This is a genomic window from Sphingobacterium sp. UBA5789 (assembly GCF_002418355.1).
Taxonomy (GTDB): domain Bacteria; phylum Bacteroidota; class Bacteroidia; order Sphingobacteriales; family Sphingobacteriaceae; genus Sphingobacterium.
This window is the reverse complement of sequence record NZ_DIDX01000006.1, coordinates 218531-234976: the sequence shown is the minus strand read 5'-3', so window position 1 is coordinate 234976 and position 16446 is coordinate 218531. Positions and strand designations below refer to the sequence as shown.

Annotated in this window: 11 protein-coding genes; 5 read left to right on the top strand and 6 right to left on the bottom strand. The window is 41.1% G+C overall.

The annotated features are described in order from the left end of the window. From ilvB to atpD, 5 genes are all read right to left on the bottom strand, one after another. On the bottom strand, window positions 1-1749 hold the full coding sequence (gene ilvB, locus B4B65_RS17160) for a biosynthetic-type acetolactate synthase large subunit (protein WP_293917240.1): 1749 nt from the start codon (window positions 1747-1749) through the stop codon (window positions 1-3). A 58-nt stretch (window positions 1750-1807) separates the two neighbouring features. Then, the gene (ilvD, locus tag B4B65_RS17155) at window positions 1808-3508 is read right to left on the bottom strand and encodes a dihydroxy-acid dehydratase (protein WP_293917237.1); all 1701 of its coding nucleotides are present in this window, start codon (window positions 3506-3508) and stop codon (window positions 1808-1810) included. After that, window positions 3492-4382 carry a branched-chain amino acid transaminase gene (locus tag B4B65_RS17150; RefSeq protein WP_293917234.1) on the bottom strand — a complete coding sequence of 297 codons (891 nt, stop codon included), beginning with the start codon at window positions 4380-4382 and terminating at the stop codon, window positions 3492-3494. Before B4B65_RS17150 ends, ilvD begins: the two co-directional genes overlap by 17 nt. Window positions 4383-4785: 403 nt before the next feature. Next, window positions 4786-5034: an ATP synthase F1 subunit epsilon gene (gene atpC / locus B4B65_RS17145; protein WP_003011440.1), complete on the bottom strand. Its 249-nt coding sequence runs from the start codon at window positions 5032-5034 to the stop codon at window positions 4786-4788. A 119-nt stretch (window positions 5035-5153) separates the two neighbouring features. Then, window positions 5154-6656: a F0F1 ATP synthase subunit beta gene (gene atpD / locus B4B65_RS17140; protein ID WP_115168662.1), complete on the bottom strand. Its 1503-nt coding sequence runs from the start codon at window positions 6654-6656 to the stop codon at window positions 5154-5156. Between the two features lie 432 nt (window positions 6657-7088). Between atpD and B4B65_RS17135 the strand changes: the two genes are divergently transcribed. The 3 genes from B4B65_RS17135 to B4B65_RS17125 all read left to right on the top strand — a co-directional run bounded on the left by B4B65_RS17135 (window position 7089) and on the right by B4B65_RS17125 (window position 12290). Continuing rightward, entirely contained in the window at window positions 7089-7241 is a 153-nt protein-coding gene (locus tag B4B65_RS17135) for a hypothetical protein (protein WP_201680691.1), read from the top strand. A gap of 78 nt (window positions 7242-7319) precedes the next feature. Further along, window positions 7320-10805, top strand: coding sequence for a SusC/RagA family TonB-linked outer membrane protein (locus B4B65_RS17130; protein WP_293917224.1), 3486 nt, complete (start codon window positions 7320-7322; stop codon window positions 10803-10805). Between the two features lie 114 nt (window positions 10806-10919). Beyond that, entirely contained in the window at window positions 10920-12290 is a 1371-nt protein-coding gene (locus tag B4B65_RS17125; protein WP_293917222.1) for a RagB/SusD family nutrient uptake outer membrane protein, read from the top strand. Between the two features lie 55 nt (window positions 12291-12345). On the opposite strand, the gene B4B65_RS17120 is transcribed toward B4B65_RS17125, so the two are convergent. Then, the gene (locus B4B65_RS17120) at window positions 12346-12996 is read right to left on the bottom strand and encodes a hypothetical protein (RefSeq protein WP_293917220.1); all 651 of its coding nucleotides are present in this window, start codon (window positions 12994-12996) and stop codon (window positions 12346-12348) included. 241 nt (window positions 12997-13237) lie between these two features. Between B4B65_RS17120 and rhaT the strand changes: the two genes are divergently transcribed. Then, entirely contained in the window at window positions 13238-14311 is a 1074-nt protein-coding gene (gene rhaT / locus B4B65_RS17115; RefSeq protein ID WP_293917218.1) for an L-rhamnose/proton symporter RhaT, read from the top strand. 23 nt (window positions 14312-14334) lie between these two features. Continuing rightward, the gene (locus B4B65_RS17110) at window positions 14335-16443 is read left to right on the top strand and encodes a bifunctional aldolase/short-chain dehydrogenase (RefSeq protein WP_293917216.1); all 2109 of its coding nucleotides are present in this window, start codon (window positions 14335-14337) and stop codon (window positions 16441-16443) included. Window positions 16444-16446 lie beyond the last annotated feature (3 nt).

Below are 16446 nucleotides of genomic sequence, written 5' to 3'. Positions count from 1 at the left end.
TTATTTCAATCGAATTTCGGAAACTGATGTTCCTTGTGCAACCATTGGGAATACGTTGTTTTCTTTTCCCACCATTACTTCTAATAGGTATGCTCCATCATGATTAAGCATTGTTTCAAGAGCCTGACGCAGATCTTTTCGTTCGGAAATCTTTTGCCCGTCGATATAATATCCTTTTGCTACAGCCACAAAATCAGGGCTGGTAATATTAACAAAAGAGTAGCGTTTATCGTGGAACAGCTGTTGCCATTGTCTTACCATTCCCAGGAACTCATTATTCAAGATCATGATCTTCACTTTGGCTCCGAATTGCATGATGGTACCCAATTCCTGTAGAGTCATCTGGAAACCTCCGTCTCCTATAATAGCGACCACAGTCTTTTCAGGTGCACCATACCATGCGCCTATTGCTGCAGGCAGTCCGAATCCCATTGTTCCTAATCCGCCGGATGTCACACTCGACTTTGAATTGTTGAATTTGGCATATCGGCAGGCTACCATCTGGTGCTGGCCTACATCTGTTGTGATAATGGCATCACCTCCGGTCAATTCGTTAAGGATATTTATTACTTCACCCATTGTCATTACATCTGTTGTCGGATGTAATTCATTTTGAATGACTTCTTTTATTTCTTCCTGCTCCAGTTGTCTGAATTTTTGCAACCATTCTGCATGACGTTTTGTTTCCTGAATCTTTGCTGTTAATAAAGGCAGGCTGACTTTACAGTCTCCCCATACCGGCACCGTGGTTTGTACATTTTTGTCGATTTCGGCAGGATCAATATCCAGATGGACTACTTTGGCCTGTTTTGCATATTTGTCCAGACGTCCGGTTACGCGGTCATCAAAGCGCATGCCTATGGCAATCAGGACATCACACTCATTTGTCATCACGTTAGGCGCATAGTTACCGTGCATTCCCAACATGCCTACATGCAAAGGGTGGTCTGTTTCCAGCGCACTTAATCCCATTACAGTCGCTGCGGAAGGAATACCTGCTTTTTCGATAAAGGTTTTGAATTCCTGTTCTGCTTTTCCAAGAATCACTCCCTGTCCGAATAATACGAAAGGCTTCTCTGCGCTGTTTATTAATTCAGCTGCTTTTTCGATGTATTCGTTTCTGACTTCCGGTGCAGGACGATAGCTGCGGACATGATTACATTTTTCATATCCTTCATAATCGAATAATTGTAACTGAGCATTTTTGGTAATATCAATTAATACGGGACCTGGACGGCCTGTACTGGCAATATAGAAAGCTTTAGCCAGTGCGTGAGGAATCTCAGTCGCATCTGTTACCTGATAGTTCCACTTAGTGACGGGTGCAGTAATGTTAATGACATCTGTCTCCTGGAATGCGTCAGTTCCCAGTAATGACGCAAATACTTGGCCTGTAATACAGACGACAGGATTACTGTCAATCATGGCATCAGCCAAACCTGTTACTAAATTGGTTGCACCCGGTCCGCTTGTAGCAAATACCACACCTGTACGACCTGAAGTACGTGCAAAACCTTGAGCGGCGTGAATACCTCCTTGTTCGTGGCGTACCAAAATGTGCTTCAAACGATCATTATAATCGTATAGTGCATCATAAATCGGCATAATCGCCCCTCCCGGATATCCGAATACGGTGTCAACACCTTCACATAATAAAGCTTCCAGCACCGCCTGAGAACCTGACATCTGTACCGATTCTTTTGGTGTTGCAGCAGGAGCCTTATTCTCTGTTTTTTCAAGTGTACTCATTACTTATTCGATTAGTTTAAAAGTTTTTAGTTGTTGATTATTCGATCTTCTTGTTGTATTACTGATCTGTAACACAACCTTCGGACGCGTCCGACACAGTTTTTGCGTATTTGTACAGAACACCTTTGGTTACTTTCAATACGGGCTGTACCCATTTTTCTCTACGCTCAGCTATTGTGGCATCGTCTACTTTCAGATTGATGGTATTATTGACAGCATCGATCTCGATGATATCATCATTTTCTACTAATCCGATCAGACCTCCCTGATAAGATTCCGGTGTAATGTGTCCCACTACAAATCCGTGTGTACCTCCGGAGAAGCGTCCGTCTGTGATGAGGGCTACAGATTTTCCGAGTCCTGCTCCGATAATAGCGGATGTAGGCTTTAACATTTCCGGCATACCAGGAGCTCCTACAGGACCTTCGTTGATGATAACGACTACGTCACCTTTTTTTACAGTACCATCCTGAATTCCGCGGATCAGATTCTGCTCTCCATCAAAAACGCGGGCAGGACCGGTGAATTTCTCTCCTTCTTTACCTGAGATCTTGGCTACAGAACCTTTTTCTGCCAGATTACCGTATAGAATCTGAAGGTGACCGCTTGGTTTGATCGGATTGCTCAATGGCTGAATGATCTTTTGATCATAGTCCATGATGGATTTTACGTCCGCAAGATTCTCTGCTAATGTTTTCCCAGTAACAGTCAGACAATCTCCGTGTAATAATCCCTCATCCAGTAAATATTTCAATACTGCAGGGGTACCTCCATATTGATGCAGATCCTGCATCAGATATTTTCCTGATGGTTTGAAATCCGCCAGTACAGGAGTTTCATCACTCATACGTTGAAAATCATCCTGTGTGATATCGACTCCTACGGCTTTTCCGATCGCGATAAAGTGTAATACGGCATTGGTACTGCCGCCTAAGATTACAATTGCTCTAAGCGCATTTTCAAAAGCTTTACGCGTCATGATATCTGAAGGCTTGATATCTTTTTCCAACAGTGTACGAATGTATTTTCCTGCCTGAAGACATTCCTCTTTTTTATCTGATGAAACTGCCGGATTAGAAGAGGAATAGGGTAAGCTCATCCCTAAGGCTTCAATGGCAGATGCCATTGTATTTGCCGTGTACATTCCTCCGCAGGCTCCTGCGCCCGGACAGGTATGCTTGATGATTCCTTCATAGTCTTCATCGGATAGATTTCCACAGATTTTTTGTCCTAATGCTTCAAATGCCGACACAATATTCAGTTCTTCCCCTTTATAATGTCCCGGAGCTATTGTTCCTCCGTATACCATTATAGAAGGACGGTTCAGGCGACCCATAGCGATAACAGCACCCGGCATGTTCTTGTCACAACCCGGGATAGCAATCAATCCGTCATAGTACTGTCCGCCACAGATTGTTTCTATACTGTCGGCTATGACATCACGGCTTACTAACGAGTAGCGCATACCTTCTGTACCATTACTCATTCCGTCACTCACACCTATTGTTCCAAAAGTCAATCCTACCAGTTCGCTTTCCCAGACTCCTTTTTTGACCACTTGTGCCAGATCATTCAGGTGCATATTACATGTATTCCCATCATATCCCATGCTTGCAATACCGACCTGAGCTTTATCCATATCTGCATCGGTAAGACCGATTCCGTATAGCATAGCTTTGGCTGCTGGTTGTGTTTCGTCTTGTGTAAACGTACGGCTGTATTTATTCATTTGATTCTCGCCGTTAGATGATGACTTCATAGTTTTCGTTCTCTAATACTAGGTTTTTATATCTTCTTTGTATGGAAGCACCAATTGTATGCTCCCAATCTTCTTTATATTCTATGTGATCAACTTGTCTGATGCCTATGATCTCGGCAGCAGTACCGCAGAGGAAGGCGCTGTCTGCAGCATATACTTCTTCTACTGTAAGTGGTTTTTCAATGATTTCGAAATTCAGATTTTTACAGATATTAATAACTGTCTGACGGGTTATTCCCGGGAAGGCATCCTGTTGAGGAGCTGTATAGATCCTGAAATCTTTTTCAATAAACAGATTCTCACTTGATGCCTGTACTACGAAACCATTTTGATCCAATAATAGCGCTTCATCAAATCCTTTTTTGATGGCTTCACTGCTGGCCATGATCGAGTTGATATACTGACCGCTGATCTTTGAGTTCACAGGGAAAGCTTTCGGATTGGGGCGCTGAATATTGGAAATACACACTTTCAACAGGTTTTGTCCCAGATAAGGTCCCCATTCCCATGCTGCAATAAGTATTTTTGAATCTGTAGCTGAGGTCAGGTGCATATTGGCCCCCGAAAGAACCAACGGACGGATATAGGCTTCCCGCAGATTATTCAGAGCAAGCAGTTCGTAGGTTTTGTCAACCAGTTCCCGATTATTCCAGGTGTACGGAATATTGATGGCCTTACAGGACTGCTGTAGTCTTTCAAAGTGCTGCTCAGCTTTGAAGATCCGGGTTCCGTTATGGGTGTTGTATGCGCGTAAACCTTCGAATGCACCATATCCATAATGTAATGCCTGACCATAGAAGTCAACACCTGCCTGGGACGCTTTTACAAAGTCCCCATCTAAGTAGATAAGTGTATTGTTATTATAATATTGCATACCTTATGATTTGCTGTTGTGTTGAATTAAAATACCTATGGATTTATTCCTCATTTTTACCTGTCAAAGGAAGGCACAGAAGATCCCCTCAATTTGATAATTGTAAGATAGGATGAATAAAAATACTAACCAATAGGGTAACTCATTATTTTAAAAATAGTTTTTTATTTTGTTATTTATTTTTTTACAAAATATAATTTTATTAAAATTTAATTTTTCGATATTATTTAATATTCAAAGTAGACCAAAATTAAAATCGGTATACTTTGTTGTTTTTTGCAAAATTTTGATTTTGGTCAATTTTCTTCCTGAAATCGTCATTTTGCTGAATAAACTTCAAAAAAATAAGCCCTTAAAACGACTTGTTTTAAGGGCTTATAAAGTGATTAAAAAATCTTAATTACTATTCTTGTATAATGCCCTCTGCCAGGACAATAATGACATTATTTTTTACTTCAATTACTCCACCTTTAATGTTAAGGACCTCTTCATTGTTTCCAGCCTTAATAATAACCGGACCATCCTCTAAAGTAGAGACGATAGGTGCGTGGTTTTTTAATATTTGAAATGAGCCGGCAGAGCCAGGGACAGTTACTGCTGTAACGTCGCCTTCATAAGCCAACTTGTCTGGAGTAATAATTGTGAGTTTCATTTATTTTAATAGTATTTAGTAGTAAGTATTACGTATTTAGACTTTTTTACATAGTAATTAGCAGCAATTGACTGTTTGTCGGTCGTCTGACTACTAATTACTAAATACTAACTACTTATTTATACTGCTTCTGCTAATAATTTTTTACCTTTTTCAATAGCTTCTTCTATGCTACCTACTAAGTTGAAAGCTGCTTCAGGGTATTCATCTACTTCACCGTCAATGATCATGTTAAATCCTTTGATAGTATCTTTGATGTCTACTAATACACCTTTTAAGCCTGTAAACTGTTCTGCTACGTGGAATGGCTGAGACAAGAAACGTTGTACACGACGTGCACGGTGAACCGTCTGCTTATCTTCTTCAGATAATTCATCCATACCTAAGATAGCGATGATATCCTGAAGTTCTTTATAACGTTGCAAAATTTCTTTTACGCGCTGAGCTGTATTGTAGTGCTCATCTCCTAATACTGCCGGAGAAAGGATACGTGAAGTAGAATCCAATGGATCCACTGCCGGATAGATACCTAACTCTGCAATTTTACGGGATAATACTGTTGTTGCATCCAGGTGGGCAAAAGTTGTCGCCGGAGCAGGGTCAGTTAAGTCATCGGCAGGTACGTATACCGCCTGTACAGAAGTGATTGATCCGTTTTTAGTAGAAGTGATACGCTCTTGCATCAGACCCATCTCTGTTGCCAGAGTTGGCTGGTAACCTACCGCTGAAGGCATACGGCCTAATAATGCTGATACCTCAGATCCTGCCTGTGTAAAACGGAAGATGTTATCGATAAAGAAAAGAACGTCTTTTCCTTGTCCGTCACCTTCACCATCACGGAAGTATTCCGCAACAGTCAGTCCTGATAATGCTACACGAGCACGAGCACCCGGAGGCTCATTCATCTGACCGAATACAAACGTACATTTTGATTCTTTCATCAATTCCTGATCAACAGTTTCCAAAGGCCATTCGCCTTTTTCCATGCCTTCCATGAAATGATCACCATATTTGATAATACCGGACTCCAACATCTCGCGAAGCAAGTCATTCCCTTCACGGGTACGCTCACCTACACCAGCAAATACGGAAAGACCACCGTGACCTTTAGCGATGTTGTTGATAAGTTCCTGGATCAATACTGTTTTACCTACACCGGCACCACCGAATAATCCGATTTTACCACCTTTAGCATAAGGCTCTAATAAATCGATTACTTTGATACCTGTGAAAAGAACTTCTGATTCTGTTGACAGGTCTTCAAATTTAGGAGGTACATTGTGAATAGGACGACCATTTGTTTTGTCTAGATTTTTGATCCCGTCAATGGCGTCACCAACAACGTTAAATACACGTCCTTTGATTTCTTCACCAATCGGCATTTTGATAGGAGCTCCTGTGTCTACAACTTTCATTCCACGCACCAATCCTTCGGTAGCGTCCATGGCAATAGTACGAACACAATCCTCACCTAAGTGTTGTTGTACCTCTAAAACGATACGTTGTCCATTCTCTTTCTCGATGTACAATGCATCATAGATTTTAGGAAGATTTTCATTGCCGGCGAAGTTGACGTCAACAACTGGGCCGATAATCTGCGCTATTTTACCAATTTGGGGCATATTATAGGGACTAAATATTTAATAATCAATTACAAAACTCTAAATGAGTCCTATTTTGGACTGCAAAAATAAACTATATCTGCTTAAAAGCAAAACGTTACGCTAATAAAATTCACTTTTTTTTCACAGTTGGTAGATTTGAATATGATTATGACTGAATAGGTTATGCAAAAGCCGTTTTCCTGTTAATCATTCTCTGTCTGTCAGACTTGTAATGCATGGAAGGTAGCACGAATCTTTACACGCATATGCTAATATAAAAAGTGCGAATAGACTATCATAAAGCTGGTTTCGATTCCCTTTGTCTATTATTTTGTTACAATTTATACTAAAACGTGTAATAAATCTGTTATATAAGGGTTGGTCTGGTTCCGGAAGGAGCCTCTAAACCTGATGCTGATTTACACTTTTTGTATTTATACTATGCTATTTATGATTTCTAAGAAAAACAATCCGAAAAGGAGGTATTCCCACTCTCCAACGATCATGACTTCTGATTTTGTAACTATTGCCCGTACAGGTAGACACCTGTTAAGATTAGGTATCGTAATGAGTTCCAAGCCTCCAAGCGACCTGTTTCTGTGACGTTACCTTTATATAAGGTGTTTCCATTTGTTTTAACGTATTATTTCATTTCAGATTCTTATAAAAATATTTAACGTAATGATTCACTATTTCTATCATGCGCTCTTTTTGACATGTGGTTTTCTTTTTTTTTGTCAAACAGGACGCGCAGACCTTATTGAAAACAAGTATCACAGCCATTATTCTATCCCGTATTCCTCCTTTGCTGCTGACTCTATTGAGATTCGAGGCAAGGTTACTGACTCCGCCGGAATGGCAATTGAAGGGGTGGTCATTACTGAAAAAGGCACATCAAACACGGGATTAACAGATCCTAACGGCGAATTTAAAATTTCAGCTGATCCTAACGGGATTCTGGTTGTTATAAAATCCGGCTTTAAAAATCAAGAGGTCCATGTAAATAATCAGAGGCTTCTAGAAGTCTCTTTATCCAGCGGTAAGGCTGAGGCCGAAACGGAGGCTGCAACGGATTCGGTACCGCCACAGCAGGACTCTGCTAAGGTCGCTGTCACCCCTGATTCTACCGGAACAGTAAAACCAAATGTAACAGACAGCAGTGCTGTTAAACAGGATAGCAGTAGCCAGGTTGTATCTGGCAAACAAGCTTCGGTATCCGGAATTGTCAATGGCCCGAAAGGACCTTTGCCGGGCGTAACGGTTACTATAGTCGGAACTAATCAGGCTACGAATACAGACGAAAGTGGTAAATTCCAGATCGCTGCCGGCCCTAAGAATAAAATAAAGTTCTCATCGATTGGTTATAGAGCTCTGACGCAAACAGTTGGCAACAGAAAAGACATACAGGTCGTAATGAGCAGTGAAACGAATGTGCTTGACTCTGTACAGGTGGTGGCAGTAGGATATGGTACAATGAATCGTGCTACATTACCCAGTGCGGTATCGAGTATCGGAGCCAATGAAATTAAAGATGAGGTGCTTCCTAGTATTACACAGGCTATACAAGGTAAGGCCGGAGGTGTTCAGGTGACGCAGAAGTCGGGTTCACCCGGAGGCGGAATCAGTATACGGGTAAGGGGAACGACATCCATTAATGCCAGTTCGGATCCGTTGTATGTAGTCGACGGAATTCCGGTTAACAGCACAACAAATTTTACAGGTGGTTCTACCTTTGATTTTGGAGGAGGAACTCAGGGCATAAATGTGCTTTCATCTATCAATCCTTCCGATGTTCAGTCTATTGAAATTTTGAAAGATGCAGCATCTTCCTCTATCTACGGTTCACGAGCAGCGAATGGTGTTGTCCTCATTACGACCAAAAAAGGTGTAGCCGGACAAAGTGAATTTAACTTCAACATGTATGAAGGTTTTTCCCAGGTACCACGTGAACGGTATTATGATTTCATGAATACAGAACAGTATCAGGATTATATGAAAGACTATTACAAAATCCTGCAGGAGAAGGATCCGAAAGCAGTTATCCCTGATCAAATATTTTCCAATTCCAATGTGAACACGGATTGGCAGGATGCTATTTTTAGAAATGCAGGTACCCGTAGCTACGAACTTTCTGCAAGAGGGGGAAGCGAGAAGACACAATATTATACTTCGGTTGGTTATATGAAACAGGGGGGTGTACTGCTGGGCTCAGATTTCAATCGCTTAAGTGGCCGTATAAATCTGAATCATCAGCACAGCGACAAACTCAGGTTTTCGACCGCAATCAATCTTACAAGAGCGGTTAACAAACGTGTTCAGGAAGAAAATTCAAAGGAAGGGGCAACCAAAAGCGGAATCTTTTCTCCACCAAACTTAACGGTATATGATGCTTCCGGTAATTTTGCATATGATCAGGTGCGCTTAACCCGTGAGAATCCTGTAGCTATGTTGACCCTTCCTACCAATGAAGCTCAAACTTTTCGTGTATTGGCTAACGTGGGAGCAGAATATAATATCATCCCTGAATTATTACTGAAAACCAGTTTTGGTACAGATATTAGCTTTATTGATGAGACATTCTTTATGCCACCGGTAGGACTTCGTTCTTATGCCAGCCAGGGTGGTATAGGTGCCCGCCGCAATACGCGGGATCAGCTTTGGATCAATGAGACTACTCTGACTTATGATAAAGTATTTGGTGATCATACCCTTAATGCATTGGCTGGATTCTCAGTTCAGGAATCGAGACTGGAGTTTGTGCACGGACAGCGTTCTAACTTCCCGAATAATGATATTCCTTATATTACAGCAGGAGGTGTTGTGACAGGTGCAAATTCTTATCCTGAAGAATGGGCTATCGCATCCGGGTTTGCCCGTGCAACTTATATCTATAAGGACAAATATATCCTGAATGCAAATGTTCGTTCGGATGGATCATCCCGTTTCGGGGCTGACAATCGTTGGGCAATATTTCCATCCTTTGCAGGAGCCTGGAGACTTTCTGAAGAGGAGTTTTTGAAAGATTCCAAAATATTGAATGACCTGAAACTTCGGGCGAGTTGGGGAATTACCGGTAACCAAAATATTGGTAACTATGCCAGTCGTTCTTTATACTCCGGAAACAGCAATTACCTGGGTATGGCTGGTTTTATACCCAATGTACTGGGAGACCGGGATCTGAAATGGGAAACTACACGCCAATGGAATGTGGGTATTGATGCAGGCTTCCTGAATAACAGGATATCGCTGTTAGCTGACTATTATTACAAGAAAACTTCCGACTTGTTAATTGGATTACCCATCCTGACCAGTTCCGGTTACATCAATAGATTTACGAATTCGGGAGATATAGAAAATAAGGGTTTTGAGTTTGAGTTGACAACTAAAAATCTGGTTGGTGAATTTAAGTGGACTACCTCTCTGAATATGACTTTTAACCGAAATAAAGTTTTGGCATTACCAGAGGGACTGAAAGAAATGAGAGGTGGTGTTGGTGATTTAAATCGTGCAATAGTAGGACAGCCTCTAGGTGTATTTTATGGCTGGCGGGCAAACGGTGTAAATCCGCAAACGGGTATGATTGATTATCTGGGACAGGATGGCTCTAATGTATCTCCTACAGATTATAAGGATCACTGGATGATTGGTGACCCCAATCCTTCATTTTTCGGAGGTATTACCAATAATTTCGCCTACAAAAACTTTGACTTAAGTATTCAGGGGCAGTTTACTTACGGTAATGATATTTTCAATTATAATCTGGCTTCCGGATTGGAAGGCTTTAATCCCAGTTCAAATCAGTTTGTTGACTTTGTAGACAGATGGCGTGCTCCGGGCGATATTACGGATGTTCCGAGACCAGCTCCGGGTGATCTGAGTAACGGAGCAGTATCTTCCAGATTTGTTGAAGATGGCTCCTTTTTCAGACTTCGGAATATCACATTTGGTTACACATTGCCGCCTGCAGTAGCAGAGAAGATCAAGATGAAAAAGCTTAGATGGTATGTCACTGTACAAAATGCATATGTATTTACCAAATACAGAGGTTATGATCCGGAGGTAAGTTCAAGTCATGGAGGAGCAAATACAGGATTAATCTATGGATATGACTACGGAAGTTACCCGCAGCCGCGTATATTCACTACTGGTATTAACATGACTTTTTAATTTCCCAAAGCTATAAATCTGAAATTATTGCAGATCATAATGCCAGTATCGGTAATAAGCCGGACAGCGTGAAGAAGAGATAACTGCGATAGATTTTGACTAAAAAGTATAATGATGAAAAATAAAATAATATTAATCTGTTTGGTTGCGGTGATAGTCACTTTGAATACATCGTGTAATAAATTTTTAGATCGGGATCCGATGGGGCAGATCGCACAGGATCAATTCTTTAATTCGGAGACCAATGCAAATGCTGCCGTATTAGGGACCTACCGCACAATGATGAATTCCTTTTCATTTGGTCAGTCGATTGTGATCGTTCCGGAATTTTCGGCCGGACATGTCAGACATTCTGCGAGTTTTCCTGAATATCAAAACTTCGCAGAACATAAGATACAGGCTATAAATCCCTGGACGGCCAATATGTGGCAGGCAATCTATGCAACTATAAATGCGGCTAACCAAATTATTGAAGAAGTTCCGAACATGACTACTGCGATGATCACCGAGGAGAAGAAAAATATATTTGTTGGTGAAGCTAAATTTATCAGGGCATTAAATTACTTTTTTCTGGTTCGGGCTTTTAATAAAGTTCCCTTAAAGCTGACTTATACCAAAGAAGGTGATAATTTTGATATCCCTGAATCCGGAAAAGAGGAGCTGTACACTCAGATTGTTAAAGATTTAACAGAAGCTGTAGCAGCACTTCCTCCAGTTAATCCCAACACGGGTGATGCTGCCAAAGGAAGAGCCTCCTACTGGGGAGCGAAAGCTTTACTGGCAAAGGTATATTTATATCAGGCCGCTATTACCAATGACTATAAGAAATCTGCAGATCTCGCTAATGAAATTCTGACAACTGCCGGATTTGGTTTAGTAACGGATTTCAGCACGATCTGGACAACACAAAATACGAATGAGGCTATTTTCGAGATTCAATTTGATGATCAGGCTACAAACCCTCTTGCTGCTGTGGCCAACGATAATGCCAGTGTGCTGTTTTTTGCCAAAGATTCGACCATTCAGGATCTGTATACAGAGCAAGATAAGCGGAGAGCTTTCACAGTAAAAAAGGGGAGCAAGAATAACTATTTTATGGGAAAGTTTCCAAATTTCTCTCCGGCAAGTCAGAACCTGACGGTTATCCGTCTGGCTGAAATTTATTTAATACATGCAGAAGCGCAGGCAAGGGTAGATAATAGTGTCAGTACCGCTGCGTATAATTCGCTGAAAGCTGTACAGGATCGTGCAGGTGTCACTGTACCCATTAGCACGTATAGCAATCTGGAAACGTTTATTACAGCTGTACAAGAAGAAAAGGAGAAAGAGCTTATGTTTGAAGGTGAAACCTGGTTTGATTTTAGCCGGACCAAGCTGGCTCTTAAAAAGTATGATACGCTGACTGATGAAAGGTATCTTCTGTATCCGATTCCTTCCGCTCAGATCGCTTTGGGAACAGGACTTACACAAAATCCCGGCTATTAACCGATAATATAAAGGATAAAAAGAGTATAAAAAAAGCGGGTAATCCCGCTTTTTTTTATACTCTTTTATTTATTTCGTCCTGTAACTGACGACGTAATTTCTGTTCATTTTCCATTGATTTTTTACGCAGTGTCTGCAATTCATCCTGCAATTGATCTGTGGTCTTTTTGTGGTCTACCGTATCTACTTTTGCTTTTCTGAATGAAGCCAGCGTGATCAGGAATAACAAAGCCAATACAATTATAATTGCCCACACCATAGTATGATATGTGGCTTTTGAAAAGGGTATTCCGATAAAAGATATGCTATCTGTTTTAGATCTTTCTTTTTCCAGTTCCTGTGATACATTTTTTACAGAGTCCTGTAGGGCTTTGGTATTGGAAGCAAAATTGGTAGAAGAAGACTTTAGGGTGTTGATTTCCTGCGACAGGCGGGCAATACTGTCCTGTACATTTTTCTTGATGATATCCAGATTTTCTTTCCTTATCAGTTTGTAAGGGTCTTGGGTACGGGAAATATAATTGAGGTGTTGAAACTGACTTTCTATCGTTCCTTTTTTTAATCCGTCATTACTGTATTTAAAAGTAGAAGTCTGAGCAGTACTCCCCGACGGGAAAGATAGAATGGCAAATAGTAGAGTTGCCGAAATATAACAAAATAGTTTTTTGAAATTCATACAATCTGTTGTGTTATAGATAAGTTTCATATTCATATTTGGTAAAGATGACGCCTATATTTAGTTGCGAGTGCCACTAATATACAAATAAAACAATAAACCTTAATTTAAAATCAAGAGAAGCATTATTTTGCTTTTTCCGATATACCTTTTTCTCAGCAGTATTGTGTATTTATATCTGTAGCGCATACATGACAGCGCATAACAGTTCGCGAAGTAAAAAGTTATAATTTGCGGTATCTAATAGTATCAATATAACCCTATAAATTGTATGAGCTGGATTGCCGGTGTTTTTTTTCATTTTATTGGCGGATTTGCGTCCGGGAGTTTTTATGTACCCTATAAGCGGGTCAAAGGATGGTCCTGGGAGGCGATGTGGATTCTGGGAGGAATATTCTCCTGGGTACTTGTGCCACCTGTAGCCGCTTATCTGACGATTCCTGATTTTTTTCAGATTATTACAGACACGTCTTCTTCGATTATCGGATATACCTATTTGTTTGGTTTGCTGTGGGGAATTGGCGGACTGACGTATGGTCTTGGCGTACGCTATCTGGGTGTATCTCTGGGGAGCAGTATTATATTGGGCCTGAGTATGGTATTTGGAGCACTGATGCCTTCGATCTATTATTTTTTTAATTCTGTTCCGGGTAAACATGGTATCGATTTCTTTTTTACTACCAATTCAGGGATTTGTGTAATGATCGGACTTTTGATCTGTATCGTGGGTATTTATCTCTGTGGCAGGGCAGGAGTATTAAAAGAAAAAGGGCTGATGAATCTGTCAGGTGCTGCACAGTCTGAATATAAATTCGGATTAGGAATTACTGTTGCTATTGTTTCCGGCATTCTGAGTGCATGTTTCAATTTTGGAATCGAAGCCGGTAAACCAATGGCTGATGTGGCCAATCAACTTTGGAAAGCTGCAAATCCCGGTCAGGGAGAATTTTTGTACCAGAATAATGTGACGTATATCGTTATTCTTTGGGGAGGATTTACTACCAATTTTATATGGTGTCTGTACCTGTTGGCTAAGAATAAAACATTTTCTGATTATACGAAATCCTCAGCGCCACTTGGCAAGAATCTGCTGTTGTGCGCGCTTGCCGGTACAACCTGGTACCTGCAGTTTTTCTTCTATGGAATGGGAGAAAGCAGATTGGGTAACGGAGCCAGCTCCTGGATACTGCATATGGCATTTATCATTCTTATTTCTAACGCATGGGGCGTTATTCTGAAAGAATGGAAAGGTGTCAGCAAACCTACTTACCGTGCTATTATTGCAGGTATTGTGACTATAATCCTATCGATCTGTATCGTTGGATTTGCTAAAACTTTAGAATAATAACTATAAAAAATATATAAAAAGTGAAAACATATAAGCACGTTAATTACTTGTGGGATGATGAAAAGGCTAAATCTCTGGAAGGAGATGAAGTTGGATTATTACTGTATCGTTCCAATTTATTAGGATCCGATCTTAGAATTACCAACTATGGGGGAGGGAATACCTCATGTAAAGTCGTTGTGAATGATCCGTTGACAGGATCTGCGACAGAGGTCATGTGGATCAAAGGTTCGGGAGGTGACATTGGCACATTGACCAAAAGTGGTCTTGCTGCCTTATATGTAGAGCGACTGAGAGGGCTGAAGAGTGTATACCGGGGGATCGAGCATGAAGATGAGATGGTAGAACTTTTCAATCACTGCATTTATGATCTGGCTTCTAAAGCACCCTCCATAGATACACCTTTGCATGGATTTCTTCCCTTCAAACATATCGATCACTTACATCCCGATGCGGCTATAGCGATAGCAGCTGCTAAAGATGGTGAAAAGATCACGCAGGAATTGTTTGACGGCACGATTGGCTGGGTAGACTGGCAAAAACCAGGATTTGATCTGGGGCTTCAGTTGAAAGAATGTCTGGATAAGAATCCTTCTATACGCGGTATTATGCTGGGTTCTCACGGTTTATTTACCTGGGGAGATACAGCTTATGAAAGCTATGTCAATACCTTAGATGTTATTGAGCGTTGTGCGGCTTATTTAGAAGATAATTACGGTAAAAAGGGACCCGTATTCGGAGGTCAGCAAATAGAAAGTCTGGCTGCTGATGAACGTGTGAAACAAGCTGCAAAACTGGCTCCGGTATTAAGGGGATTCTGCTCGAGTAAGCGCCATATGATCGGTCATTTTACGGATGATGAACGCATACTTGAATTTATAAATTCCAGTGATCTGAAACGCCTCGCACCCTTAGGTACAAGTTGCCCCGATCATTTTTTACGCACTAAAATTTCACCTCTGGTACTGGATCTGGGAAAAGATGAAGATCTGTCCGATACAGAGGCTCTCAAAGCACGGCTTGCTCCGGCTTTTGAAGCTTACAGAGCAATGTATACTGCGTATTATGAGTCCTGTAAACATCCAAACAGTCCTGCCATACGGGATGAGAATCCGGTAATTATACTTTATCCAGGCGTAGGTATGTTTTCATTCTCAAAGGATAAGCAGACTGCACGGGTGGCCGCTGAGTTTTACATCAATGCAATCAATGTGATGAAAGGAGCGGAAGCAATTTCATCATATACTTCTCTGCCTCGTCAGGAAGCATTTAATATCGAATACTGGTTGCTGGAAGAAGCTAAATTGCAACGTATGCCGAAGCCTAAAGCGCTATCGGGTAAGATCGCTTTGGTGACTGGCAGTGCCGGTGGAATAGGCAAAGCTATAGCTAAGAAATTTGTCAATGAAGGCGCTGTTGTCGTCCTAAATGACATGAATGCAGAGCGTTTGGCAGCTGTTGCAGAAGAATTCCAATCTACCTATGGAAAAGATGCCTTCTCGACAGTGGTACTGGATGTAACCCGTGAAGATCAGATTGAGCAGGCCTTGAGTCAGTGTGCACTGGCATTCGGAGGTGTAGATATAGTGGTGAATAATGCAGGTTTATCTATTTCCAAAACCATAGAAGACCATACAGAGAAAGATTGGGATCTGTTGTATAATGTATTGGTCAAAGGACAATTTTTTGTAACCCGGGAGGCTGTCAAAACAATGAAAAAACAGGCCATTGGTGGTGATATTATTAATATTGTAAGCAAAAATGCATTGGTAAGCGGGCCAAATAATGCCGGATATGGAAGTGCAAAATCAGCACAGCTTCATTTGAGCCGCTTAAATGCTGCTGAACTTGGATCGGCTGGTATCCGTGTCAATGTAGTCAATCCTGATGCTGTTATTTCAGATAGCAATATCTGGGCGAATGGTTGGGCAGAAGGCCGCGCTAAAGCATACGGGATAACTGTAGATGAATTGCCGGCATACTATGCAAATCGTACTCTGCTAAAAGAAATTATTCTTCCGGAAGATATTGCTAATGCCTGTTTTGCTTTTGCAGGAGGATTACTGAATAAATCTACCGGTAATGTGCTCAATGTTGACGGGGGAGTCGCCATGGCATTTGTAAGATAAGTA